The sequence below is a fragment of the Brevibacillus aydinogluensis genome (assembly GCF_961514395.1).
Taxonomy (GTDB): Bacteria; Bacillota; Bacilli; order Brevibacillales; family Brevibacillaceae; genus Brevibacillus; species Brevibacillus aydinogluensis.
Genome location: NZ_OY569118.1, coordinates 1,236,690 through 1,261,701, shown reverse-complemented (window position 1 = coordinate 1,261,701; position 25,012 = coordinate 1,236,690). Strand labels below are relative to the sequence as shown.

General features: G+C 55.7%; 19 protein-coding genes, 11 tRNA genes and 2 pseudogenes. 5 read left to right on the top strand and 27 right to left on the bottom strand.

The window, feature by feature from the left end; genetic code table 11:
• Positions 1-6: 6 nt before the first annotated feature.
• Both Q7F15_RS06160 and Q7F15_RS06155 read right to left on the bottom strand, forming a co-directional pair.
• Positions 7-1,464: an ABC transporter permease gene (locus Q7F15_RS06160; RefSeq protein WP_171564445.1), complete on the bottom strand. Its 1,458-nt coding sequence runs from the start codon at positions 1,462-1,464 to the stop codon at positions 7-9.
• A gap of 24 nt (positions 1,465-1,488) precedes the next feature.
• The gene (locus Q7F15_RS06155; RefSeq protein WP_171564446.1) at positions 1,489-2,190 is read right to left on the bottom strand and encodes an ABC transporter ATP-binding protein; all 702 of its coding nucleotides are present in this window, start codon (positions 2,188-2,190) and stop codon (positions 1,489-1,491) included.
• A 212-nt stretch (positions 2,191-2,402) separates the two neighbouring features.
• Between Q7F15_RS06155 and Q7F15_RS06150 the strand changes: the two genes are divergently transcribed.
• Both Q7F15_RS06150 and pdxK read left to right on the top strand, forming a co-directional pair.
• Positions 2,403-2,576 carry a hypothetical protein gene (locus Q7F15_RS06150; protein WP_171564208.1) on the top strand — a complete coding sequence of 58 codons (174 nt, stop codon included), beginning with the start codon at positions 2,403-2,405 and terminating at the stop codon, positions 2,574-2,576.
• A 173-nt stretch (positions 2,577-2,749) separates the two neighbouring features.
• Complete coding sequence (pdxK, locus tag Q7F15_RS06145) at positions 2,750-3,565, top strand: pyridoxine/pyridoxal/pyridoxamine kinase (RefSeq protein ID WP_171564447.1); 816 nt, start codon at positions 2,750-2,752, stop codon at positions 3,563-3,565.
• A 54-nt stretch (positions 3,566-3,619) separates the two neighbouring features.
• On the opposite strand, the gene rarD is transcribed toward pdxK, so the two are convergent.
• Positions 3,620-4,528: an EamA family transporter RarD gene (gene rarD / locus Q7F15_RS06140; protein WP_304415255.1), complete on the bottom strand. Its 909-nt coding sequence runs from the start codon at positions 4,526-4,528 to the stop codon at positions 3,620-3,622.
• A gap of 258 nt (positions 4,529-4,786) precedes the next feature.
• Here rarD and Q7F15_RS06135 point away from each other — a divergent pair, with 258 nt between their 5' ends.
• Positions 4,787-5,695, top strand: coding sequence for an EamA family transporter (locus Q7F15_RS06135; protein WP_304415254.1), 909 nt, complete (start codon positions 4,787-4,789; stop codon positions 5,693-5,695).
• Between the two features lie 303 nt (positions 5,696-5,998).
• Here Q7F15_RS06135 and Q7F15_RS06130 read toward each other — a convergent pair.
• The 24 genes and pseudogenes from Q7F15_RS06130 to Q7F15_RS20550 form a co-directional block, all read right to left on the bottom strand.
• Positions 5,999-6,083 (bottom strand) — tRNA-Leu (locus Q7F15_RS06130).
• Positions 6,084-6,123: 40 nt separating this feature from the next.
• A tRNA-His gene (locus tag Q7F15_RS06125) sits at positions 6,124-6,199 on the bottom strand.
• A gap of 10 nt (positions 6,200-6,209) precedes the next feature.
• Positions 6,210-6,286 (bottom strand) — tRNA-Met (locus Q7F15_RS06120).
• A gap of 9 nt (positions 6,287-6,295) precedes the next feature.
• Positions 6,296-6,369 (bottom strand) — tRNA-Gly (locus Q7F15_RS06115).
• 68 nt (positions 6,370-6,437) lie between these two features.
• Positions 6,438-6,514 (bottom strand) — tRNA-Pro (locus Q7F15_RS06110).
• A 46-nt stretch (positions 6,515-6,560) separates the two neighbouring features.
• Positions 6,561-6,637, bottom strand: a tRNA-Arg gene (locus Q7F15_RS06105).
• 22 nt (positions 6,638-6,659) lie between these two features.
• A tRNA-Gly gene (locus tag Q7F15_RS06100) sits at positions 6,660-6,735 on the bottom strand.
• Between the two features lie 42 nt (positions 6,736-6,777).
• Positions 6,778-6,864 (bottom strand) — tRNA-Leu (locus Q7F15_RS06095).
• Between the two features lie 23 nt (positions 6,865-6,887).
• Positions 6,888-6,963: transfer RNA gene (locus Q7F15_RS06090), tRNA-Val, on the bottom strand.
• Positions 6,964-7,050: 87 nt separating this feature from the next.
• Positions 7,051-7,127, bottom strand: a tRNA-Glu gene (locus tag Q7F15_RS06085).
• Positions 7,128-7,137: 10 nt separating this feature from the next.
• A tRNA-Ser gene (locus tag Q7F15_RS06080) sits at positions 7,138-7,230 on the bottom strand.
• A gap of 254 nt (positions 7,231-7,484) precedes the next feature.
• Positions 7,485-8,295 (bottom strand): annotated as a pseudogene (thiM, locus tag Q7F15_RS06075) (hydroxyethylthiazole kinase).
• 208 nt (positions 8,296-8,503) lie between these two features.
• A complete protein-coding gene (locus Q7F15_RS06070) occupies positions 8,504-9,166 on the bottom strand; it encodes a YitT family protein (RefSeq protein WP_304415253.1) in 663 nt (220 codons plus the stop codon).
• A gap of 456 nt (positions 9,167-9,622) precedes the next feature.
• Positions 9,623-10,630 carry a 5-dehydro-2-deoxygluconokinase gene (gene iolC, locus Q7F15_RS06065; protein WP_304415252.1) on the bottom strand — a complete coding sequence of 336 codons (1,008 nt, stop codon included), beginning with the start codon at positions 10,628-10,630 and terminating at the stop codon, positions 9,623-9,625.
• A complete protein-coding gene (gene iolB / locus Q7F15_RS06060; RefSeq protein ID WP_171564453.1) occupies positions 10,627-11,472 on the bottom strand; it encodes a 5-deoxy-glucuronate isomerase in 846 nt (281 codons plus the stop codon). The genes iolC and iolB overlap by 4 nt, the downstream gene beginning before the upstream one ends.
• 10 nt (positions 11,473-11,482) lie before the next feature.
• Positions 11,483-12,400, bottom strand: coding sequence for a myo-inosose-2 dehydratase (gene iolE / locus Q7F15_RS06055; RefSeq protein ID WP_171564454.1), 918 nt, complete (start codon positions 12,398-12,400; stop codon positions 11,483-11,485).
• 21 nt (positions 12,401-12,421) lie between these two features.
• Positions 12,422-14,356, bottom strand: coding sequence for a 3D-(3,5/4)-trihydroxycyclohexane-1,2-dione acylhydrolase (decyclizing) (gene iolD / locus Q7F15_RS06050; protein ID WP_212131808.1), 1,935 nt, complete (start codon positions 14,354-14,356; stop codon positions 12,422-12,424).
• A 50-nt stretch (positions 14,357-14,406) separates the two neighbouring features.
• A complete protein-coding gene (locus tag Q7F15_RS06045; protein ID WP_230077202.1) occupies positions 14,407-15,411 on the bottom strand; it encodes an ABC transporter permease in 1,005 nt (334 codons plus the stop codon).
• A 27-nt stretch (positions 15,412-15,438) separates the two neighbouring features.
• Positions 15,439-16,943 (bottom strand): annotated as a pseudogene (locus Q7F15_RS06040) (sugar ABC transporter ATP-binding protein).
• 16 nt (positions 16,944-16,959) lie between these two features.
• On the bottom strand, positions 16,960-17,934 hold the full coding sequence (locus Q7F15_RS06035; RefSeq protein WP_304415251.1) for a sugar ABC transporter substrate-binding protein: 975 nt from the start codon (positions 17,932-17,934) through the stop codon (positions 16,960-16,962).
• Positions 17,858-19,033, bottom strand: a complete 1,176-nt coding sequence (locus tag Q7F15_RS06030) for a Gfo/Idh/MocA family oxidoreductase (RefSeq protein ID WP_304415250.1) — start codon at positions 19,031-19,033, stop codon at positions 17,858-17,860. The genes Q7F15_RS06035 and Q7F15_RS06030 overlap by 77 nt, the downstream gene beginning before the upstream one ends.
• A 187-nt stretch (positions 19,034-19,220) precedes the next feature.
• On the bottom strand, positions 19,221-20,219 hold the full coding sequence (locus Q7F15_RS06025; RefSeq protein ID WP_304415249.1) for a Gfo/Idh/MocA family protein: 999 nt from the start codon (positions 20,217-20,219) through the stop codon (positions 19,221-19,223).
• 448 nt (positions 20,220-20,667) lie between these two features.
• Positions 20,668-21,687 (bottom strand): LacI family DNA-binding transcriptional regulator, encoded by a 1,020-nt coding sequence (locus Q7F15_RS06020; RefSeq protein ID WP_304415248.1) that lies wholly within the window; start codon positions 21,685-21,687, stop codon positions 20,668-20,670.
• An 826-nt stretch (positions 21,688-22,513) separates the two neighbouring features.
• Entirely contained in the window at positions 22,514-22,858 is a 345-nt protein-coding gene (locus Q7F15_RS20550; protein WP_368509259.1) for a VanZ family protein, read from the bottom strand.
• 154 nt (positions 22,859-23,012) lie between these two features.
• On the opposite strand from Q7F15_RS20550, the gene istA reads away from it, so the two are divergent.
• Entirely contained in the window at positions 23,013-24,236 is a 1,224-nt protein-coding gene (gene istA / locus Q7F15_RS06015; protein ID WP_304414514.1) for an IS21 family transposase, read from the top strand.
• A complete protein-coding gene (istB, locus tag Q7F15_RS06010; RefSeq protein ID WP_304414513.1) occupies positions 24,233-25,000 on the top strand; it encodes an IS21-like element helper ATPase IstB in 768 nt (255 codons plus the stop codon). The genes istA and istB overlap by 4 nt, the downstream gene beginning before the upstream one ends.
• Positions 25,001-25,012 lie beyond the last annotated feature (12 nt).

Here is a 25,012-nt window from a genome sequence, read left to right as displayed (position 1 = left end):
CATTCTTTAATCAGATCGAATCGCTTGCAGCGCGCTCAACCGGGAGGCGCGGATGGCTGGGAAAATACCCGCCAGCAAACCGATGACAAACGAAAATCCGATGGCGAACAGAGACAGCCACGTCGGAATGATGGCCAGGCGCAGTTTCTCCTCTCCCTCGGGTCCGCCGAAGCCGATGTTGAGGCTGTCCATGATGCCGCCCGCTTCTCCAAAGTGGTTGACCAGCTCCACCGCTCCCCAGGCGATGCCGAGGCCGGCCAGTCCGCCAATCAATCCGATGAAGCCCGATTCCATCAGGAACAGCCAGCGTATGTTGTACACGGTGGCGCCGATCACCTTCATGATGCCGATTTCCTTGGTCCGTTCCAGAATGGACATGATCATCGTGTTGACAATGCCGATCGTGGCGACCAACAGCGAGACGGCGGCAATTCCGCCCAGCACGATCTGGATGATGAAGAAGAACTTGTTGATCTGCTCCAGTTCGCGAGCCGGCGACCAGACTTCAAACCCGCGCTCCTTTAGCGCCTGTACAACGCTCTCCACTTTTTCGCGCGATTCCACCTTCACCGTCATCTCGTCAAACTCAAAGCTGTCCTGCTTCGCAGTCTCGCGGTTGCGCCGGGTGCTGCCGCCTCCATCGCCAAATTCGTCGCCCCGGGTGCGGTTGAGCCAGTCGTTGATCTCTTTTACCAGGCTGAGCGGCGCATAGACCGCGTGTCCGTAGCGGTGGTTGTCGTCCTGCCGCAGTTGGCCGACGACTCTCACGCGGATTTCTTTCTTTTCGAAGTGCGGCTCGTCGTCGATCCGGTACTCGCGCGTCAGCACGATCGTAGCCGTCTTGTCGACGAGATTGAACGACTGAGGGGCATCGCCACCGTTAAAACCAGGGCGCATGATCTCCATTCCCCCGCCCCGTTTGGCGTCCGCGCTTCTCCGCCGCGCTTCCCGCCGCTCCTTTTCCACGTCCCGCAAAATGGTGGGAACTCGGTAGGCCACGACGATTTCCTGCGGCGATCCGCTCAGGTAGCTGCCTTTTTCCACGTCATCCTTGCGGTAGGCGGCCGATTCGTGCACGTCCACTCCGACTACCTCGACATACCCTTCTCGCCTGCCCACTTTCAGCTTGGTTTCCCCGTGTATCCGCTTGATCGGCATGACCGCCGCCACGCCGGGTATGCCCTTGATCACCCGCACTGCTTCCATGTTCAGCTTTTTCCGCTGGTCGTCCGGGATAGGCTCGTCCTTTTCGTAATTCCAATACGCCGGTTCTACGTCCAGCTCCGTCAGGTTGCCGAAGTTCTCCAGGCTTTTGACGGCATTTTCCTTCAGTCCCAGACTGAGGGCGATCATCGCCACAATCGCGGCCGTCCCGATCATGACGCCGACGGAGGTCAGCGCCGTGCGCAGCTTCATGCGCCACAAGTTTCGCCAGACGATGCGAAACGAATCCAGAAGTTTCACAGTAGGTTCACCTCATGCCCTCTCTCATGCCGGTTTGGTCCGTTTTTGCACGACCCGTCCGTCCTGCAGATAGATGACGCGGTCGGACTGTTCCGCCACTTCCTGTTCGTGCGTGACGATGATAAACGTCGTGCCGTTTTCGCGGTTCATCCGCTTCATCAACGCCAAGATTTCCTGCTCGGTTTTGCTGTCCAGATTCCCGGTCGGTTCGTCGGCAAGCACAATGCTGGGCTGGTTGACCAGGGCGCGGGCGATGCTGACCCGCTGCTGCTGCCCGCCGCTCAGTTCGTTTGGCTTGTGGTCCATCCGCCCTTCCAACCCGACGCGTTCCAGCATCTCCTTTGCTTTGGCCCGTCTGCTTTTGCGGCTTTCGCCGGCAAAAATCAGCGGCAGTTCCACGTTTTCTAGCGCGGTCAGGTTGGGAAGCAGGTTGTACGATTGAAAAATAAAGCCCATGCACCGGCGGCGAAACAGACACAGTTCATTCTCGTTCAAGCGGGAGATTTCTTCCCCATTGACGAAAATCCTCCCCTCGTCCGGTTTGGTCAAACCGGCCAGCAGGTTCAACAGCGTCGACTTGCCCGATCCGGACGATCCGCACAGGGCGACAAACTCCCCTTTGTCGACGTGCAGATTGATGTCGAACAGCACGGGCACCTTGATCTTGCCCGTCCCGTAGCTGTGATTGACGCCGTTCACCGTCAATTCGCCTGTTCCGTTGGCCATCTCGTTTTCCACCTCGTTTGTCGATACGTGTAAAATTGGCATCCTTTATCTATAGACGCAGTAACTGGAGAAATGTAACGCGACTTGGTAAATATTTTCTTGTTCACGCAAACGCAATACTTTCTTCATGAAAATGTAACACCGCGGTGATCTAATACATGCTGCTCGTTGATACAATAAAGGTGTGAAGAAAAACGAGAGAGGGCGGATAGATGATGAGAATCTATCGGTTTTTGTTTGAAACGGCGTCACGTCAATGGATTGAAATCATCAAGGCACCCAGCATGTTTGAGGCAGCCAAAGAGGCCAAGCGCCTCGCCTCGAAGCGCGCCAAGGCCATGTCCACTCCGATCACCTTCTCGTTCCATCACATTGCATCTGTCTGAAAAAGTAACCCTACATAGAAAATCGCCCACGATATCGAAACGCTTCTCCCCGCCGGAGAGGCGTTTTTTCATGGGACGAACGTATTGACACCGCCTTGGTTTTCCACTTCAATTTAGGTAGAACGTAAACGAACCGCACCATCAGTTGCGGCTGGAAAAGGGAGACATCTGCCATGACGATTCGCAAAGCGTTAACCATCGCAGGATCTGACACCAGCGGCGGCGCCGGCATCCAGGCTGACCTGAAGACGTTTCAGGAGCTGGGCGTCTACGGAATGACCGCCCTGACCGTAATCGTAGCCCAAGATCCGCACAATTCCTGGTTTCACGAGGTGTTTCCGATCGACCTCGGCACTCTGGAGAAGCAGTTGGAAACGGTTCTCTCCGGCATCGGCGTCGATGCCGTGAAAACCGGCATGCTGGGTACGACGGAGCTGATCGAGCTGGCGGCCCGGAAAATCGACCAATACCAATTGAAGAACGTCGTCGTCGACCCGGTGCTCGTCTGCAAGGGAGCGGACGAAGTGCTTCACCCGGAAGTGGCCGACAGCCTGCGCGACGTCCTCGTTCCCCGGGCTACTGTCGTGACGCCCAACCTGTTTGAAGCCGGTCAGTTGAGCCAAATGGGGGCGCTCAAAACCGTCGACGACATGAAAGAAGCAGCCAAGCGCATTCACGACAAAGGGGCGGCCTACGTGCTGGTCAAAGGCGGCGGCAAGCTCGCGCACGAAAAAGCGATTGACGTCCTGTACGACGGCCACACATTTGACATTCTGGAAGGCGAGCGGATCAACACCACCTACACGCACGGCGCCGGCTGCACCTACTCCGCCGCCATCTGTGCGGAGCTTGCCAAAGGCAAATCGGTGCGCGAGGCGGTAGCGGTAGCCAAGGCGTTCATCACCGAAGCGATCCGCCATTCTTTCCCGCTCAATCAATACGTCGGACCGACACATCACGGCGCGTACCGCAGCCTGCAACACAACTGACAGCAAAAAACTCCAATCCGTCCGCTGCTTCGGACAGATTGGAGTTTTTTTGTGTTACGCTTCCTTTTTGATCGCCAGCTCCACCTGCTGCTGTGCAGAACCCGGTTTTTTTCGCATCGAGCTGACCGTGTACACGAACAGCGCGCTCCAGATCAAGCCGAAGCTGACCAGGTGAACGCCGCCAAATGTTTCGCCAAACAGGAACACCGCCATGAACAGCGAGATCGACGGGGCCAGGTACTGGATAAACCCCACCGTGGACAGCGGCAGCAGCTTGGCCGCTTGAGCGAACCAGAAGAGCGGCAAGGCCGTCGCCACGCCAGACAGCGTCAACAGTGCAATCTGCCAGCCTGTCACGTGGGAAAGCGTGTCCGTCCCGCTGACGTGCAGCGTCACCAGGTACCCCAGCGCCACCGGAGCCACCACCAGCGTTTCCCAGGCCAGACTGATGATCGCGTCCGTTTTTATCAACTTTTTGACCAGCCCGTAGCAGGCAAACGTCAGTGCGAGGGAAATCGCGACCCACGGTACCCTGCCGTAGTGCGCGGTCATCACGGAAACGCCGGCTGCGGCCAGCGCAATCGCCATCCACTGCCCCTTTCCCAGCCGCTCTTTGAGGAACAAGACGCCAAAAAGCACGTTCAGCAGCGGGTTGATGTAGTACCCGAGGCTGGTTTCCAACACGTTGCCGTTGTTGACCGCCCAGATGAAAATCAGCCAGTTGGCGCTGATAAACAGCGAACACAGGAGGAGCGCCCCTCTCTCCTTCGCCGTCGAAATCGCCTTTCGCATCTGCAGCCAGCGCTTCGTCACAAACAGCAGTACGGCAACAAAAACGAGGGACCAGACAATTCGGTGGGCGAGAATCTCCCACGCGGCCATTTCCTGAAACACCTTCCAATAGAGCGGCAGCAGTCCCCAGGCCAAATAGGCCCCCACCGCGTAGAAGACACCCTTTCTCATCTCTCCAGCCTCCATGAATTATTTGCTCTGTCATCTCTAGTGTAGCTGAAGCAGGCCGGAACAGCTATCTATTAACATGCAGCATATTGGCCGGGAGAAGGCACATGCTTGCACGCCACGGCAGTTGTTTAGCATAGTAACGAATCATCACAGCAGTATGATAAAGATATGTGTAAAATTTTATTGTATCATTTCTGAATCTCATGTACAATAATTTTCGCATACTTATGTTTTGTCACAAGAAAGGAACGTTTGCTTATGAGTTACTGGCGATCCGTGCTGCTCGTCCTGGCCGGCGCGTGCAGCTACGGCGTGCTTTCTGTCATCATGAAATCCGCCTTTTCCGCCGGTTTTACCCCGGTCGAATTAAGCGGCGGGCAGCTTGTGTTCGGGACGCTGATCATGTCCGGCGTCGCGCTGTTCCTGTCCAGGCAGCGGTTTCGGCTGCGCCACCTGCTGATCCTGCTGCCGTCCGGCCTGATGATGGCCGGCACCAGCCTGTTTTACCACCGGGCGGTCAGCGAAATCCCGGCCTCGCTCGCCATTGTGCTGCTGTTCCAGTTTACCTGGATTGGCGTGCTGATCGAGTGTATTGCCGACCGCAAGTGGCCCGGACCGGAAAAATGGGCCTCGCTGGTCCTCCTCGGCATCGGCACCGTGCTGGCCAGCGGCCTGATGGAATCCGGCCTGCATGACGTCAGCGCCACCGGTCTCATCTATGGTCTATTGTCCGGGTTTACGTTTGCGATGGTGATCTTTCTCAGCGGACGGCTGGCGCCGGACGTGAACCCGTATCTGCGCAGCGCCGTCTCCATTGGCATGGCCGCGCTCTGCCTGTCGCTGGTCTATCCGCCGACCTTCCTCATCAACGGCAGACTGTGGGACGGATTGCTGCCGTACGCCCTGCTGGTGGCCTGCTTCGGCTCAGCCATCCCGATTCTCTGTCTGTCGATTGGCGTGCCGCGTATCGGCAACGGATTGGCGACCATTCTCAGCGCAGCCGAACTGCCGGCAGTCGTGCTGCTCTCCAGTCTGGTGCTGCACGAACAGATCAGCCTCTACAAGTGGAGCGGTGTGCTGTTGATCCTGGCCGCCATTGCCGTGCCGCAGATCAAGTGGAATCGGCTGGTCCATCCTGCCCGAAAGCCTCACCGGCATAAGATGTAAAAAAGGATACGGCAAGGCGCTGAACGGTTCAGCGCTTTTGCCTCATGCACCATGCGGGCGTGTCGACCGGATAACAGGTTGGCGCGCCTGTTTTTGTGCGCCTTCGCCCTCCCATACCCCAAAACGTGGCAGCCTTGAAAAGGAAGCGGCGAACTTAAGCGCATTTACTCGTCACAATATTGCGAAAGTGAAAGAGAAAGGCGTCCGCCCGTGGAAAAGCGGCCTGGTACAGAAACGATTCAAAATCAAAAAGCCCGGCGCTTGCAGCGGTTTGCTGCACTCACCGGGCTGTGTGAACATAGATGGTGCGTTCGGCGAGACTCGAACTCGCACGGGTCGCCCCGCCACCCCCTCAAGATGGTGTGTCTGCCAATTCCACCACGACCGCATGTGTCTGGGTTGGGGACGTCCTTTGGTGAATAAAAAAATGGGGCGATCGATGGGAATCGAACCCACGAATGCCGGAGCCACAATCCGGTGCGTTAACCACTTCGCCACGATCGCCATGTACATATGGTAGCGGTGGAGGGGCTTGAACCCCCGACCTTTCGGGTATGAACCGAACGCTCTAGCCAGCTGAGCTACACCGCCAGAAACATTTGGAGCGGGTGATGGGAATCGAACCCACGCGACCAGCTTGGAAGGCTGGGGTTCTACCACTGAACTACACCCGCACGCGTTATCGGCCAGCGCAGCAGATCGGATGCTGCTCTGCGCCGCCCGTTGCTGATGAGAATAAGAATGGTCGGGAAGACAGGATTTGAACCTGCGACCTCTTGGTCCCGAACCAAGCGCTCTACCAAGCTGAGCCACTTCCCGACGTGGAGGTGAGACACGGGCTGTGCCAACTTCCCACCTCTTGCTATGGCGTGCCCTGAGAGATTCGAACTCCCGACCTTTTGATTCGTAGTCAAACGCTCTATCCAGCTGAGCTAAGGGCACAAAACGATGTAAGAGATTGCACTGGAGCGGACGACGGGGCTCGAACCCGCGGCCTTCGCCTTGGCAAGGCGACGCTCTACCAGCTGAGCTACGTCCGCATGTTAATACCTTCTGAGATGTAACAATCAAGACATTTTGTATGGTGCGGTCGAGAGGACTTGAACCTCCACGGTGTTGCCACCACTAGAACCTGAATCTAGCGCGTCTGCCAATTCCGCCACGACCGCATATGTCATTGTACCCGTAAAGGTGGTGGAGGCTGACGGGATCGAACCGCCGACCCTCTGCTTGTAAGGCAGATGCTCTCCCAGCTGAGCTAAGCCTCCGCTCCGTCCGCAAAGTGAACGGAGGCTTCTCAGCGAATCCGTATGCTTTGCGGGGTCCCCCGGACAGCGTCCAGGGGGATTTTTCTATGGTGACCCGTAGGGGATTCGAACCCCTGAATGACAGCGTGAAAGGCTGCTGTGTTAAACCACTTCACCAACGGGCCAGGTGATTGATGGCGGATGGAGTGGGATTTGAACCCACGAGACGAGTCATCCCCGTCTACACGATTTCCAATCGTGCTCCTTCGGCCTCTCGGACATCCATCCAGATCGTTTTTGCCGTTCTCTCATCGGCAAGAATTAATCTATCACATCTCAAAAGCTTTTTCAAGTGGTATTTTAAAATTTTTTTCTGGTTAAAAGAGAAGATGTTGGCCTCGTGCTTATTTCATTGTATCGATTCCGCTTATGAAAGGCAACGCAAAGGCCCCCTCGCTCACAAGCACAAAGGGGCCTTTTTCGCCCAACAGCGGGAAAGCAGTCTGGCCGTCACCCGGCCGATACGCGCTCTTCTCCCCGGCTTACACGCGGTCGATCGCTCCGTATCTGCGGACATCGTCTGCGGTGATCCGCGCCAATTGATTCAAAAACTCGATCTGAAATTGTCCCGGGCCTTCCGCTCCTTTGCCGGCAGCTGCCACTTCCGCCGCCACGCCATAGCTGACGAGCGCAGACGCCCCCGCAAGCAGCAGGTCTTTCTCCACCGCAACAAACGCCCCCAGGACGGATGTGAGCAGGCAGCCCGTGCCCGTTACCTTGGTCAGGATGGGATGGCCGTTGCGGATGAGGTAGGTGGTGCGGCCGTCCGTGATGACATCCGTTTTCCCCGTAATCGCGACGATCGTGCCCAACTGCTTCGCCGCCGACTGCGCGAGCGAGACTACATCGCCGCTCCCTTCCCCCGCATCGACGCCTTTGATCGTCCAGCTCTCGCCGATCACATGAGCGATTTCCGCAGCGTTGCCGCGAATGACGGACACCCGGACCTCCCGCATGATCGTTTGCGCGGTTTTCGTCCGATAGGCGGTCGCCCCCCGCTCCCACCGGGTCGAAGATGACCGGCACGCCGTGCTGATTGGCCGAACGGCCCGCGATCAGCATGGCCTCCACCTCTGCCTCATTCAGCGTGCCGATATTGAGCACCAGCGCGCCGGCGATTTTGGCCATGTCCGCCACCTCTTCCTTGGCGTACGCCATGACAGGCGAAGCGCCCAGGGCCAGCAGGCCGTTGGCGGTAAAGTTGGTGACGACGACGTTGGTGATGTTGTGGACGAGGGGGTTGGCCTCACGCACCTTCACCAGCGTATTCCCGATGTCTTGCAGCAATGTCATGAAAAGCGCCTCCTGATCCTTTGGTCGGTTGTCCTCTCATTATCTCACAAGACCGAGGCGTGAGACAGACAAGCACGCACGCAAGCTGCCCTTTTGCCGTGAAAAAACCCCTCGCGGCAAACAGCGATACGCGCTGTATTACCAGGAGGGGTTCGCGTTGGATGGACCTGCCGGCATTTACCTCATCCGGTCTGAAACTGGTTTGGCATCAATGATCCGGCAGGGTAAGCGAACGCGATATGCTTTTTGTTTCCGATTCGTCGCCATCATCTACCCGGCCGCTTGCAGCGGCGGTCCAGTTGACCACCCGGCTGGCAATCGTCACCGCCAGGATCGTGTAAAGCGTTTCGCGAATCGGCAGGTACCACAGCGACAGACTGAGCACCAGCGCGTCCAGCAGCAGAAAGACCGTTCCAATCGACAGTCCGATCTGACGGCTGAGCAGCACGGCCAGGATGTCGTCCCCGCCAGTGGCGCCGCCATACCGCAAGACGATCCCCGCCCCCCAACCGGTCAGCAGGCCGGACAGCAGGGCGGCCAGCGGCATGAGGCCGCTCAGATCAACGTGCAGCGGCGAGAACCGCTCAAACAAATCGTAAAAGACGGAAAAGGCGATGGATGCAATGATGGTGTTGGCCAGAAACTGACGTCCCTTCACGTGAAAAGCGACGAGAAACAGCGGAATGTCGAGCGCCAGCGTCGTGATCGCCGGCGACAGGTCAAACGCGTACTTGGCCAGCAGGGCCAACCCGACAAACCCGCCCTCCGACAAATGGTTCTGAGCATTGATGTGATAATACGCAAATGCCAATACAAACGCGCCGAACACAATCCAACACAATTGGCGAACGTACGCAACTGCTCTCCTCATCTGAGATTCCTCGCATCGTAAACCGTTTTGGCGCGGGCGCCCTTCCGGCTACGGAGGAACTCCTGACGATTCGATCTCGTTTCATATCCATTATCTCGCTTTCGTAGCAGGTTGGGTCGCCCAAGAGACGATCAACAGCTACGTCGCTAGATGTAGGAGAGGTCATAACGTTTCCAGATGGTCTTATACGGACCCATCGGTATCAAGATCCTTTCCTGTTTGATGCCTCCATTTTACCATAATCAGGGGGGAGGCGTCGAACGGCCGGAAGGCGCAAAAAGCCGCGACTTCGCGGAAAAAACCGCCCTTTTCCGTGTTTGGACTGCGTACGTCATTGATCCCCGCAGATTTCCGCTGTTTCCGTTGTTTTTGGCCAGATGTTTGCCCCTTGTCCGCGCCTCGTTTTGGAGCGGACATGATCCAGGCCCCCATCACCCATGCGCCACGTACTTTGAGTCAGCGTACACCTTCCCCGCTGCGGCACTGTTGGATATAGCGTTCGATCTGCTCCACCGTCGGCATCGCCTCCGAGCAGCTGTGGGAGGAAATGACAATCGCAGCGGCAGCAGCCCCGTATTCCATCGCCTTCGCAATGTCCCATCCCTGCATCAGTCCGTAGATCAGAGCGGCGGCATAAGAATCTCCCGCACCAAACGTCTTGACCACCTTGGCCGGAAAAACCCTTCCCGTATAACACTGGCCGTCGTTGGTGTACGCGACGGAACCGTTTTTCCCGTGTTTGATCAAGACGATCCTGGCCCGGCAGTCAAACCATCTTCTCGCCGTGACGGCGTCATCGTGCCGGTCATTGCGATCGAAGTGTTCCATCCGGTCAAATTCTTCCCGGGTGCCGATCAGGACGTCACACTTTTCGGCAGCCAGCTTGTAGTAGATCGCCGTTTCTTCCGCAGAAGTCCACGTGTACGGACGGTAGTCGAGATCAAAAAACGTCACGACGCCGTGCCTATTGGCGTAGTCCAGGGCGAGAAACACCGCTTCTCGCGACGGGCTCTTCGCCAGCGCCGTGCCGGTGATCAGGATCGCTTTGGCATTTTGAATCGTCTCTTCCTTCACGTCGTTGGGTTCCAGCCGCAAATCCGCGGTATTCTCCCGATACATCAGGATGCTGCAATCGGTTGGGCTTTTGATTTCGGTAAACGTCAGCCCCGTTACGCTGCCCGACCGGTCGACGATTACCTGGGAGGTGTCAATCTGATTCTGTTTCAGGTAATTGACGATAAACCGCCCCATCTGATCATCCGCCACCCGGCCGATAAACCCCGTTTTCATCCCCAACCGGGACAAGCCGATGGCGATGTTGGCCGGGGAGCCGCCCACGTATTTGGTAAAGGTCGTCACTTCTTCCATCGGGCGGTTGATCTCATTGGCATTCAGGTCGATGCACAGCCTGCCGATCGCGATGAAATCCATCGGCTTGCGGCTGTCAAAGGTCAGATTGTTCATGGAGCATCCCCTTCCCTTCCATCCTGCCGGCTGGCCATTTTGCTTGCCATTACCCACTCATGGGCCGGATCGTTCTGAAATTTCCACGTGCGCACCGGTCCCGCCATGACGTTTAAATAGTAGACGTCATAGCCGGGCGGGGCGGAAACGGGGTGATACCCTTTGGGGACCAGTACCGCATCGCCATCGTGCACGGTCAGCGTCTCGTCCAGTGAGCGGTCGTCCGTGTACACGCGCTGTACGGCGAAACCGTGACCGGGATTGATTTTGTAGTAATACGTTTCCTCCAGATAAGATTCATGCGGCAGATTGTCCTGATCGTGCTTGTGCGGCGGATAGCTGGACCAGTGGCCTTCCGGTGTGAACACTTCAACCACCAGCAAACTGTCCGCCGGCTGCTGTTCCGGCAGAATGTTGTGAATTCTTCGCTCGATGTTGCCCGCTCCCCGCTGCTCAACGCCGACGTCGGCGGGAGAAATCAGGCGGGCGGGGTACGTTCCTTTCCCCGGCGCCCGACAGACCGCCAGTTCCACGTCCGTTACAGCTGTTACTTCGCAATGGTCGCCCGGAGGGACGTACACGGCATACGGCGGTACTTTTTCAAAAACGTTCATGCGCTGGCCGATGCTTTCCCATGCTGCGCGGGCGGTGGCGGCATGAGCGATGCCCGTCAACAGCACGATGCACACTTCCTGATCGCCGGTATGCTTTTTCAGTGTCTGCCCTTTTGACAGCGCGTACACCTCAAAGCCGATGTATTTCCACCCTGCCGATTCCGGGGTAACGCGCAGCACCAACCCTGCTTCGTCCGGTCGGGAACCGGGAACAATCAGCGTACTCATCGTCTCCCTCCTATCTCTGCTTCGCCGCTGACCGAATCGTCGCCTCGAGATATTCTTTTGCCCGCTGCGCATACGTGTAGGGATGAGCGACAGCCGGGTCCTGTTCCGCTTCGACAATCAGCCAGCCAGTGTAGCCGTTTTCCAGCAGCTTCTGTATGATCGGCGCAAAGTCAATGCAGCCATCGCCCGGCACCGTGAACATTCCCAGCTTTACCGCCGTGAGAAAATCCAGGTTCTGCTGCCGGACATGCTCCAGCACATCCCGGCGGACGTCTTTCAGATGGACGTACTGGATTCGCTGTCCGTGCTTCTCTGCCAGTGCCAGCGGATCGTATCCGCCGTACAGCGCATGCCCGGTATCGAACAGCAAATGCACCAGGGCCGGGTCGGTCGTCTCCATGAGCCGATCGATCTCGTCCGCCGTTTCCACCACGGTGCCGGCGTGGTAATGATAGACGAGCTTCATGCCGTGTTCCCGGCACAGGCGGGCCGCCCGATGCAGTCCCTCCACCAGCGACTCCCACTGGTCATCCGTCAGTTTGCGGACTGCCGTGTCGCCCGGTGCGCGCCGGGGGTCCCAATGCATCGACCCGCCCATCTCGCAGGCGATCACATGCTCGCAGCCCATTTCCTTCAGATAACGCACCCATGAGCCAAAAATCTGCAATTCCTCTTCCAGACGGTTGGCGTCCGAAAACAGCGTCGCCACAAACTTGCTGGCCAGCTGTATGCCGTACGCGTCCAGTTTGGCCTTCAGCGCCGCAGGTTCCTGCATGAACAGGCGACCCATTTCAGTGGCAACATAGCCGAGTGCAGACATTTCGGACAAAACCTGATCCTGCGTGTAATGGTCGCCGAGGCCGGGAATATCGTCATTCACCCAGCCGATGGGGGCGATTCCGATGCGAAAGGGATTGGGTTGACTCATCTTGCACACCCCGTTTTTGGTTTAGTATGGTCGTGCGTGTTTTAGGTTCGCTTCCTTTTCCCGATACGCTGCCCTCACCGCAGCGTTGTGCGAAACCCCCGCGATGCCGACATGCCACCATGCTTCGTACCCGCCGGTCATCGTCTTTGGCAGCACCTTGATGTCGAGCAGGGTAGACACGGTTTGCCGTTTCGCGTCTGCGATGGCTGCCCGCAGTTCATCTGTCGTCCGCACACGGTATGTTTTTACGCCGTATCCGGCGGCGCTGCCGGCGTAATCAACGGTCATCAGGCGGCCGTCCAGGCGACCGGTTTCCGGGTTCCGGTAGCGGAATTCCGTCCCGAAGCTGCCCATGCCGTTGCCCATTTGCAGGTTGTTGATGCACCCGAACGAAGCGTTGTCAAACAGCAGCACATTGATTTTTTTGCCTTCCTGGATGCTCGTCAGCAATTCAGAATGCAGCATCAGGTAGCTGCCGTCCCCCACCATGGCATAGACTTCTTTGTCCGGTTCGGCCATTTTGACGCCCAGCGCCCCGGCGATTTCATACCCCATGCAGGAGTAGCCGTATTCCATGTGATAGGTGTTCGGCCGGCGGCATTCCCACATCCGCTGCAGGTCGCCGGGGAGGCTTCCCGAGGCCCCGACGATGATCGCGTCCTCCTCAATCAAGGCGTTCACCAGGCCGATCACCTCGGTTTGCGTCAGGCAGGATTGGAAGGTGTCTGCGAATTCGGGCAGCACCTGATCGAGCTGGCCGGCCACTTCCGGCGTGAACCCCTGCTTCCGGTACTGAATGCTGCGCAGACGGTCCAGCTCTTGCTGCCACGCCTGTTTGGCCTGTTCGATCTCATCCGTGTACCCGGACCGGTATCCGATCCGTTCCAGTTCGGTTTCCAGCGCGAGCAGGGCCAATTTGGCGTCAGCGACGATTTTCACCGCGTCCAGCTTGCTCGCGTGGTACTCGGAAACGTTGATCGTGAGCACATCCACATCCGGATGTTGAAACAAGCGTTTCGACCCCGTCGTAAAGTCGGTGAATCTGGTGCCGATTCCGATGACGACATCTGCCTCTTTGGCCATCCGATTGGCCGCGAGGTTTCCGGTCACGCCGATGCCTCCCAGATTGTACGCATGACCGCTGTCCACCGCGCTTTTCCCGGCCTGGGTCTCCCCGTACGGAATGTGAAACGTTTCGGAAAAGCGCCGCAGGGCATCAGCCGCATCGGAATAACGAACGCCCCCGCCGCAGATGATGATCGGCTTTTTCTTGTGCCGCAGCAGCTCCACCGCATCGCGCAGCGCCGATTCGCTCGGAATCCGGCGGTCGATCCGGTGGACGCGCTTTTGGAAGAAAGACTCGGGAAAGTCATACACTTCTCCCTGTACATCCTGAGGGAGGCAGATGGTTACCGCCCCTGTATCAGCCTGATCGGTGAGCACGCGCATGGCGTTGAGCATGGCGGTCATCAACTGTTCCGGTCGGTTTACCCGATCCCAGTACTTGCTGACAGCGCGGAAAGCGTCATTGGTGGTGATGGTCAGGTCATGGCCGTGTTCGATCTGCTGCAAAACGGGGTCCGGCTGCCTGGTGGCAAACGTATCGCCAGGCAGCAGCAGGACCGGTATCTGATTGGCGGTCGCCGTCGCCGCGGCTGTCAGCATGTTGGCCGCACCCGGCCCAACCGACGACGTGCATGCCATGATCTGCCGACGGTTTTTTTGCTTGGCAAAGGCCACCGCGGCGTGTGCCATCCCCTGCTCATTTCGCCCCTGGTACACTTCCAGCTCTTCCGCATATTCTTCCAGCGCCTGGCCAAGTCCCAGTACATTTCCGTGGCCAAATATGGTGAAGATTCCCTTGACGAACCGCTCCTGCCTGCCGTCCCATTCCACATACTGCTGCTGCAAAAAGGCTACCAACGCTTGCGCCGTTGTCAGTCTCCTCGTCTTCATTCCGTTCGTGTCCCACCTTTCGCATCTTGCCGGAACTCACGATTTTTGTTTCAGGATTTTCTGTTTTTCCGGGCGTCGAGAAAGACAGCGGTGACAATGATCCCGCCCTTCAAGATCTGCTGCCAGTACGAGGATACGTTGAGCAGGTCGAGACCGTTGTTCATCACGCCGATGATCAGCGCCCCGATAATGGTGCCGCCAATCGTTCCGATCCCGCCGGACAGGCTGGTGCCGCCAATCACCGCTGCGGCGATCGCGTCCAATTCATACATCACGCCCGCCGTCGGCTGACCGGAGGCGATCCGGGACGTCAGGATGATCCCGGCAATCGAAGAGAGCAAACCGGCATAGGCGTAAATCATGATCTTATACCTGTCGACCGGAATCCCCGCGATCCTCGCCGCTTGTTCATTCCCGCCCATCGCATAGACGTACTTGCCAAATTTCGTTTTGGTCAGCAGGAGATAAGAAACCAGTCCGACCAGGGCAAAGATGATGATGGGCAGCGGTATCCCGAACACCGCTCCCTGGCCGATGAACTTGAACGAATCGGACAGATTTCCGATCGGTCTTCCGTCACTGAAGAGCAGCGCCGCCCCTCGCGCCCCGGTCATCATCCCCAGGGTGACGATAAACGGGGCAATTTTTCCTTTGGCAATAATCGTCCCGTTGATCACTCCTGTCAAAAGTCCGATCCCCAGTCCGACGGCGATCGGAACCACGAGCGGATAGCTGTCCGGATGCGCGAAAGTTGCGACAACTACGGACACGAGCGCGATCACGGAACCGGATGAGAGGTCGATCCCGGTGGTGATGATCACCATCGTGACGCCAATCGCCACAATGCCGACGATCGACATCTGCCTGACGATATTGAGCAAATTGCCAGATGTAAAGAACGTAGGGGACAGAATCGACATCACCAGGATCAGCGCGATCAGAATAAAAAGCATCCCGTATCGTCCGAAGAGGCGGAAGGCCGTTTCTTTCCAGCGGCGTTTTCCGACTGCTTCGGACTTGTTTGGCTTGTTTGCGATCGTCACTTCACTGTTCATCCGCACGTCCTCCAGACTTGTATGAGACTAGCTGGCGATCAGCTCGCCGGTCGCCAACTGCATGATTTTTTCCTGGGTCGCCTCCTCCCGGCGCAATTCCCCCATTTTTCGTCCTTCGTGCATTACGATGACCCGGTCGCTCACACCCAATATTTCCGGAAGTTCGGAGGAAATCACCACGATGGCTTTGCCCTTTTGGGCCAGATCGGCAATCAGTTGGTAGATTTCCAATTTGGCCCCCACATCGATCCCGCGCGTCGGCTCATCCAGGATCAAGATGTCGGGATCGTGAAGCAGCCAGCGGGCAAGCAGCGCTTTTTGCTGATTCCCGCCGCTCAGATACTTGATCGTTTGAGACAGGCTCGGCGTCTTGATGGCCAGCTGCTCACACTGCTGCCGACAATCGGCCTGGATTTGCCCGGCATTGAGAAAGCCGCAGGTTGTGTAGCGATCGATGTTCACCGTGATCATGTTGTCCTGCACCGACAGCGGGAGGAACAGGCCCGTTCCCTTCCGATCCTCTGTCAAAAATCCCATCCCGCACCGAATCGCATCGCGCGGCGAACGAATCGCCGTTTTCCTGCCCTTCACCACGATCTCACCGGAATCGGGAGGCACAATCCCAAATACGCTCTCCATTACCTCCGTTCTGCCAGACCCCATCAGCCCTGCAAAGCCGACAACCTCTCCCCGGCGGACTTCGAAGCTGACGTCCGCGAATTTCCCCGCTCTGGTCAGACGGTTGACCGCCAGCACGACCTCTCCGATGTCCGCACGCTTTTTCTGAAACACGTGATGCAGCTCCCGCCCCACCATCATTTCGATCAGGTGCTCCTTGCTGATGCGGTCGCTCGGCCTTGTGCCCACGTACTTTCCATCGCGCAGGACCGTTATCTCGTCCGTGATCTGCGCCAGTTCTTCCATTTTGTGCGTAATGTAGATCATGGACACGCCTTCCTTTTTCAGCGATCGAATGATGGAAAACAGATGCTGGACTTCTTTTTCCGTGATCGCGGACGTCGGTTCGTCCATGATGATCAGCTTGGCTTGGCGGGAAATCGCCTTGGCGATCTCGACCATTTGCGTATGGGCGATGCTGAGGTCAATCATCTTTGCTCGCGGGTCGATGTCAATCTCCAGCCGCTCGAACAGCCGCCTCGTGTTCTCCTCCATCTCTCTCTGCTTCACCCACCCCGTAAACCGGTAACTGGGCTCTCTTCCCAAAAGATGTTCTCGGCCACGGTCATGTAGGGGATCGGGCTGAGCTCCTGGTGAATCATTGCGATCCCTTTGTCGAGCGCCTGTTTGACATTGGACAGCTTCAGCTCTTCCCCGTCAAAGATAATGCGCCCGCTGTCCGGACTGTACATCCCGATCAGGATTTTCATCAGGGTTGATTTGCCCGCGCCATTCTCCCCCAGCAGGGCGTGTACGGTCCCTTTCCTCACCTTGAGCTGTACGCGGTCCAGAGCTTTTACTCCCGGAAATGCCTTGGAGATATTCTCCATTTCCAGGATGTACGTGCTGTGCATGACGACTCCCCCCGCTTTACTGCCATTTTTTCATGTACTCGTCCACGTTCTCTTTGGTTACCAGTTCATACGGAATCCAGTTGAACTTTTCCACCTTTTCGCCTTTGGCCGCTTTGATCGCCACTTCCAGGCCGCCTTGTCCCTGGCCGATCGCATTTTGATACACCGTCACCTGCAATTTTCCGGCTTTTACGTATTCCAACGCATCCGGAGTGGCATCGACGCCGGCCACGACGACGTCTTGCAGTTTACCAGCCGCTTCCAGTGCCATGATCGCGCCGATGGCCATTTCATCATTGTTGGAGACAACAGCGTCGATTTGCTTTCCGGACTGGAGCCAGTTTTCCATCAAGGCCATGCCTTTGGCCCGATCCCATTCTGCCGTTCCTTCCAAGACCACCTGCATGTCCGGGTACCGCTCGATGACCTGCTTGTTCCCTTCCGTTCGCTTGATCTGCGCCTCGTGCCCCATCTGTCCGTTCATGATCGCGATGTTTCCTTTTCCGCCGAGCAGTTTTGCCACTTCCTCCATTTCCATGAGACCAGCCTTGATGGATTCGGACCCCACATAGGCGGTAGCTGCTTCCACCCCGTCGTATATGCGGTTCACGACCACGATCGGCAGATTGGCCTGGTTTGCTTTTTCGACCAGATTGGGCGCGGACGTGGTATCGACGGGAATCAGCACGATCGCGTCCACTTTCTGCTGGATGAAATTCTCCACCTGGGAGAGCTGCTTGCTGGCGTCATTCATCGCATCGACGTAAATCACTTCCACGTTCTCCTGCGTTTTTTCGTACTGTTTCATACCGTCCTGCAGGTAGCTCAACCACTTGTCATCAAAGTCGGGAAGTGCTGCGCCGATCACAATCTTGTCCTTCTTGTCAGAGCCTGCCTGCTGCGCTGTCTCCTGGTCAGCTCCGCATCCGGCGACCAAGACAGCGACCAGACATACAATCAACCACCATGCACCCTTTTTTTGTCCCTTCATGAATAGCCCCCTCCTTATTTGCAGGCGATCCTGCCCGTTTGCACGCCGCGTTCCATCGTAGACAGGTAGACCCGATCCGCTCTTTATTCCGGACTCCCCCCTCGATTGTGATCTTTTTCCCGGTGTCAAATGATTGAGTGGCCGCGATGGCGATTTGCAGATTGCGTCTGCCGTCTGCTTCCGTAACGCATGGTGTTTGCTTGTGCTGGACACAGTGGATGAAATGGGCAAGTTCCAATCGGTAGGCATCGTCAAAGCGGGTCTGAAAATCGGGGATGATCTCGTAGTGGCTGCCCTTGTGGTTCAGATACGTGATCGATTGATTGCGAAGCGTTCCAATAAACAGCGAGCCTTCCGTGCCAATGATTTCCGTGCGGATGTCGTGACCGTAGGGCGAGTTTCGGCTGGCCTCGATATCCCCTGCTGCACCGGAATCAAATTCGACATACGTGAGCGCCTGATCCACATCGTTGTACTCTTCCATAAACGAATGCACTAGCACTCGCCCGTGTGCGGACACGGCGGTGATTTCCGCCCCCATCAGGTACCGCGCCATGTCGTAGTCGTGGATGGAGACGTCCATAAACATCCGTCCGCTGTGCTTGATAAACGAAGCGGGCGGCGAACCGGCGTCACGGGAAATCGCCTTGAAGTAAAGGGGCTCTCCTATATCTCCAGCGCTGATCCTGCGCTTTGCCTCGGCGTAGGCAGGATCAAACCGCCTCATGAAGCCCACCTGGCAGATCACCCCGCTCTCCTTGACGATGCGGATGATCTCGTCCGCCTCTTCGAGATGCTGCGTGAGCGGTTTTTCCACAAACACGGGCTTGCCGTGTTTTGCCGCTTGTTTGATCATGTCGGCATGGGTGCTGGTCGGCGTCACAATAATGACCGCGTCGACATCGGGATCGGCAATGACCTCCTCCGGATTCTTCGCCCACGTTTGCAGGCCGAATTCTCCTGCAACCTGTTCCGCCCGTCCTTCCATCGTGTCGGCAACACTCACCAGTTTGGCCCCGCCGATCTGGTGGGTGGCGATATTTTTCGCATGGTGATACCCCAGGCGTCCCAATCCCAGAACTGCACAGCGAACCGTCATGGAATCACACTCCTTTCCGACCGGTAAATTTACAATATATTCAGACCATTTTGCTCATTGTCCGGACCCACCATCCGGTCCGTACCTGCTGCTCGCGTAAAGCCTTTTGCCAAACCATTTCTGCTGCACGTCCGTACCTGCTGCTTGTGCAATGCCTTCCGCAGCATCACTGCCGGTGCCTGCCCGCCTACCGTGCCGCCTGGCGCATCTCGATGCGCCTGCCCGTTTTGGCGCTTTCGTACACGGCTTCCAGCAGTTGAATCGAACGATATCCGTCTTCGGCAGTTACGGGCGGTTTTGTCCCGTGGACAATCGCATCGATGAACAGCCGGTCTTCCTCCGCGTACCCCCACTTCTCCTCCATCGGCAGTTGGAAGAAGTCGTGGACGTGTGCCGGCTGCTTCAGGCCGGGGGCGTACATCACCTTTTCCAATTCCTGTGTCGCGACCGTCGCATATGTCCCGTACACCTCCACGCTCTCGAACGGAAAGCTCCAACCGGCATGGGCGTACGTGACAAACGTGGCGACGGTTCCCGATTCAAACGTCAGCAGGATGGCAAACGTGTCCAATTCCGACTGGGAGATATGCTGTCTGCCCTCGCAGGAGACAGATTGCACTTCGCCAAACAAGTAGCGGCTCAAGTCCAGGAGGTGAAAAGGCGTTTCGTACAGGTACCCACCGGTAACCTTCGGGTCGGCGGTCCAGGCGGGGTGCAGCAGTTCTCCGCGGTTCATCTTGAGGTGCGCCAGGTACGGGTTGACCTCGCCGGAGCCAATCAACTCCTTCACGCGTTTGTACACGGAAGCATACCGGCGATTCATCCCCAGATTGTACACCGCTCTCGACGCTGCCGCCGCCTCTCTTATTTGCTGCGCTTCCGCCAACGACGTGGCCATTGGTTTTTCGGAGAACACGTGGATGTTCCGCTGCAAACACGCAAGCACCGGCTCCACGTGCAGCGTATTAGGGGTGGTGACATAGACCGCGTCAACACCGAGATCAAACAGCTCTTCCAGGCTCCCGACCGCTTTCGCCCTCCCTGCCTCCACCGCCAGGGCTGTCGCCCGTTCTTGCGAGATGTCGGCCACGCCCACAATCTCCACCCGCTCATCTCGCTTCAGGATCGAGGTATGTACCTTGGCGATCCCGCCTGCTCCCAAAATGCCCACCTTTACCTGTGCCATGCAAAACGTCTCCCCTCTCTCCACACAAATCCGGTATAACGATATCGGAAAGCGCTTACACTTTTCCTCCGAAAAATCGCATCCTGCTCGCTTATCTTAGAGGACAGAACCGATTGAGAGGATGGATTATGTCGCGAAATCACTGCGTTCATGTGCAGGAGGTTTCCTGCCGGTAGTTGCGCAAGCGCTTTCTCTAATTTGCCTTCATTTTACATCCATTGCCCATTTTCTTGCAACACATTTTTTCAAAAATTTAAAAAAGAAAGAAAAAGACGCGCAGCCATCCCCTTCACGTGTGTGAAGAGGGGCAGAGCGTCTGTCTTTGGGCAGCATCTCGATGTTTATGTGAAACCAATTGCCGGACCGTCGTAGCGCAAGTCCGTCCTACCTCGTGTCAGTCCTGCCGCGTGTCCGTCCTACTGCTGGTCCGTTCTACCGCCGGGCCGCCCTACCGCCCGTCTGCCTGCGAAATGGGCTTCGTGGACTGGCGAATAATCAGCTCGGGCGGTAAAATGACACGCTGCTTCGTCTTTTTGTCACCTTCGATTTCACGTACCAGCAAATCCATCACCTGACGTCCCATCTCGTCAATCGGCTGGGCGATGGTCGTCAGCGGCGGATCAACAATGGACGCCAGTATCGTGTTGTCAAACCCAACGACAGACACATCGTCAGGGATGCGCAGCCCCAACTCTTTGGCTGCCTGGTAGACGCCAATCGCCAGGAAGTCAAAACAAGCAAAAATCGCTGTCGGCCGTTTGGGTGACGTCAGCAGTTCACGCGCCGCCCGCTTCCCGTCCTCCCGCGAATAATCCGTCCGGATCACCAGGTCTTCCGTAAGCTCCAGCCCATTGTCCTCCAGCGCCTGCCGAAACGCCTCCAGCCGATATTTGTCACTCGTGCGATTCATGTTGCCCACCAGGATGGCGATCCGTTTGTGCCCCAGCGATACCAGATGCTGGGCCGCCTGATACCCGCCCAGATAGTCATCGACCGCTACCACGTCGATCATCAATTCGGGGATGTCCTGCGCAATCAGCGCCACCGGCAGATTCTCCTCCAACAGCTCCCTGAGGACGCGATGATTTCTCGCGTTCGTGCCGATGATGATACCGTCGACACTTTTCTGCCTCAACAAGGACAGGTACATGTCTTCCGTATCCGGGTTGTTGTCCGTGTTGCACATCAACAGGTTAAAGCCCAATTCCCGTCCCCGGTCCTCCACCCTCCGCGCAAGCTCCGCAAAAAAAGGATTGGCCACATCCGGAATGATGAGGCCGATCGTGCGCGTACGCTTTCCCGTCAACGCGGATGCGACCACGCTGGGCTGATAGCCCAACTGTTCAATCACGTCCAGGACCTTTTTCTTCGTCTTCGCGCTGATCCGTCCGGTATTGTTGATCACGCGGGATACCGTGGAGATGGACACGCCAGCCTTTTTTGCCACGTCGTAAATGGTCGTCTTCATTTCTCATCCACTTTCCTATCAGACTTTGGCGATTCGCAATTTGGGAAAGCGCTTGCTCTCCTGTCTGTCTTCAGTTTACCGGGTCGTTTTTTGTTTCGCAATTGATTTTTGCGGGAATTTTTTAACGATTTTGCGCAAAATACCTCTCCCCTGAGCTATTGGGGGCGGGTATGCGGAGGGCGTGATACATGACAGTAAGTTAGTGGAAAATGCCTATTCGTCTCCTGTATGATTAGTATGACAATTTCATCCTTCAGTCCAACGGGGCCTGAATCAGTATATTCGGCACATTAAAGCCAATCTCTCATGAAATAGCTAATTTGCATCATGGAGGACTCTAGTCCTGTTATTTGTTTTTGTGGCGATGTTTGGCCTCGCAACTCTGGTCAAAAGTACACCATCCCCGGCATATTGGATAGCGAGGATGGCATGGGAGTGTCCGTTTGCTTTATTCGATTTCCTTAGAAAGAGGTGGCAACAAATAATGAAGTACGGCTGTTTGGCGATCATTCTTATTGGCGTTTGCGTGCTCGCTTATGCGGCTCTGAAGGCTTGGGACAATTTTGGGGAGATTTATAATACTCATTTTTAATGTTCCGGTAACGAAAGCTTGCCAAATTTCCAGCCTTGGTTTTGGGGTTTCAACTAGCTAATGGTGCTGTTACGATCAAAGACGCTTTGCCCGTTTTCCTCAGCTGTTAAGATGTTAGGAAATATCCAGGAAAATTCTCAGAGGATACGAAAAGAGAAAAGCCGAACAAGTAATCAGGTAAAACCCCTAACACTGCTCGGCCTCTTGGTCAACTATTGGAATATGTTAATTGCCTCATGCTATCGTTGGTTTTGTTTTTTTCGTCAACTTGGCGATGATTTTATTCATCAGCATCCAAAGAATAAACCCAACATACCCGCCGAATGTGTTCAAAATTAGATCATCAACATCAAAATATCCCAGCTTCGTAGTAGCTTGGATAATCTCGATCGCCAAGCTAAATGCAAGGGAATAACCGAGAATTCTTAATGCGGATCTAGCTTTCGAAAACAGTACTGGCAGCAGCACACCTAAAGGCAGGAATATCAAAATATTTCCGAAGGTGTTGAAAAACCACGTGTCAAAATCATAGTGTTCAAAATTCAGGAGATAGGTAATGATATTTTTAAATGGAACCAGGTTATAACGACTTGTGGGTTCAACACCCCAGGTTATTACATGCTGTCACCGCCGGGATATAATTGACCCAGGTTCGCCGGAATGAAAATGACCCACCCTTAGCGAATATATCCCCTTCGGATTTAACCGGCAAGTTAATTTCGGAGGGAGACACATGCTAAGGAGTGGGATAGTGATATCGTTACATACCATGAGGGCAGAAGGCAAGAGTATTCGTGAAATTGCCCGTCTAACTGGACATTCTCGAAATACAGTTCGCCGATATCTCCGGGGTGAATCCTCCCCCGAAAAGGGAACCCGTAAATCTCGTGGTTCCAAGCTTGATCCGTATAAACCGTTCCTGCAGGAACGTCTTCAAGAAGGTATCTATAACTGCGAGGTTTTATTCGATCTTCTACAAGAAAAGGGATACACCGGTGGACGCACCATCTTGAAAGACTATGTGAAGAACTTCCGTCCTCCCAAACACATTCCCGCTGTTCTTCGTTACGAGACGAAACCTGGTGAATATGCACAGGTCGACTGGGGACTGTGTGATTACGTAGATTTGGACGGCAACGTCCGGAAAGTGCCGGTATTTGTCATGGTATTGGGGTACTCTCGTGCTACGTATATCGAGTTTACAAAACGTTGTGACATCTACAGCTTTCTTCGTTGCTTGATTCATGCTTTTGAATATTTTGGAGGCATCCCAAAGGTAATGCTGACTGATCAGATGAAAACCGTCGTACTTGGTATGGGAGACGATCGAAAACCTCGCTGGCATCCGCTTTTTGCCGACTTTGCTGCAGCGATTGGGCTTGTTCCAAAAGTATGCAAAGTTCGACGCCCCGAAACAAAGGGAAAAGTGGAACGAGGCGTTCAATACGTAAAAAACAACTTTCTTCCTGGCAAACGCTTCGTTGATTTACAGGATCTCAATCAACAAGCCCTACACTGGTGCGAGCGGATTAACCGCCGTATTCATGGAACAACCGGCGAACGTCCCATCGACCGACTCCGTGAGGAAAATCTGTCGCCTATCCCTTCAGCTGAACGATGGGAAAAATACTTGCATGAACCAAGACAGGTCAGCCGAGACGGATTTGTTAGCTACGATGGTGTGCGATATGGAGTTCCATGGAGGTACAGTGGACGTGAGGTAACCGTTCGAGAAGTGAATGGGTGGGTGGAAATCTGGGCCGACGGCACATGTATTGCTCGACACCAAAAGGCCTATCGATCCCGCGCAACTGTTTTTTGTGAAAACCAGTATGCAGGTCTTTCGACCGCTCAAGGATATGCCTATCCGCGTCCGCAAGCCCGACAGATTTCATCGCAGCAAGTGGAAGTGCGTTCGCTGGATGTCTATGAGCAGCTAACAGGGGTGGGAGCATGATCGAACTGGAACAGGCACGGCTACGTCTCGAGGAACTTGGACTTCAGCAAGCGGCTCTACTCTTGGATGCTCACTTGGAAGCGGCAAGTCATGGACAGCCCACCTATCTGTCCTTTCTCAACACGCTCCTTGATGCCGAGATAGCGGAACGTCAAAAACGGAATATGGAGGTACGCACCAAACTTGCACACTTGCCTTACCGAAAAACGCTGGAGGATTTTGATTTTGCTTTCCAACCCAGCATTGACGAACGGTTGATTCGAGAGCTGGCCACGATGACTTTTGTAACCCGACACGAGAATGTCTTGTTCTTAGGGCCTCCCGGAGTAGGAAAAAGTCATCTGGCGGTGGCGTTGGCTGTAGAAGCCATCTCGCAAGGGATATCCGTTTACTTTGTCAGTCTCTCGCAACTCATCGAAGATCTGCGAAAAGCTTACACGGAAAACAGGCTGGATAAACGCATCCGTATCTATATTCGACCAAAGCTCCTCGTTATTGACGAGATTGGCTACTTACCGTTTGACAGTTTGGCAGCTAACCTCTTTTTCCAGGTAGTAAGTGCAAGATACGAGAAAGGGAGTATTCTGTTGACCAGCAACAAGAGTTTCGGTGAATGGGGGGAACTGATGGGCGATCCGATCCTTGCTACAGCTATTCTGGATCGACTCTTACACCATTCCCACATCGTCAACATTAGGGGGAATAGTTACCGCCTTCGTGAGAAGATGAGGACTGGAGCCTACGGCTCCCCCTCTACCACCTAACCAACAAAAAAT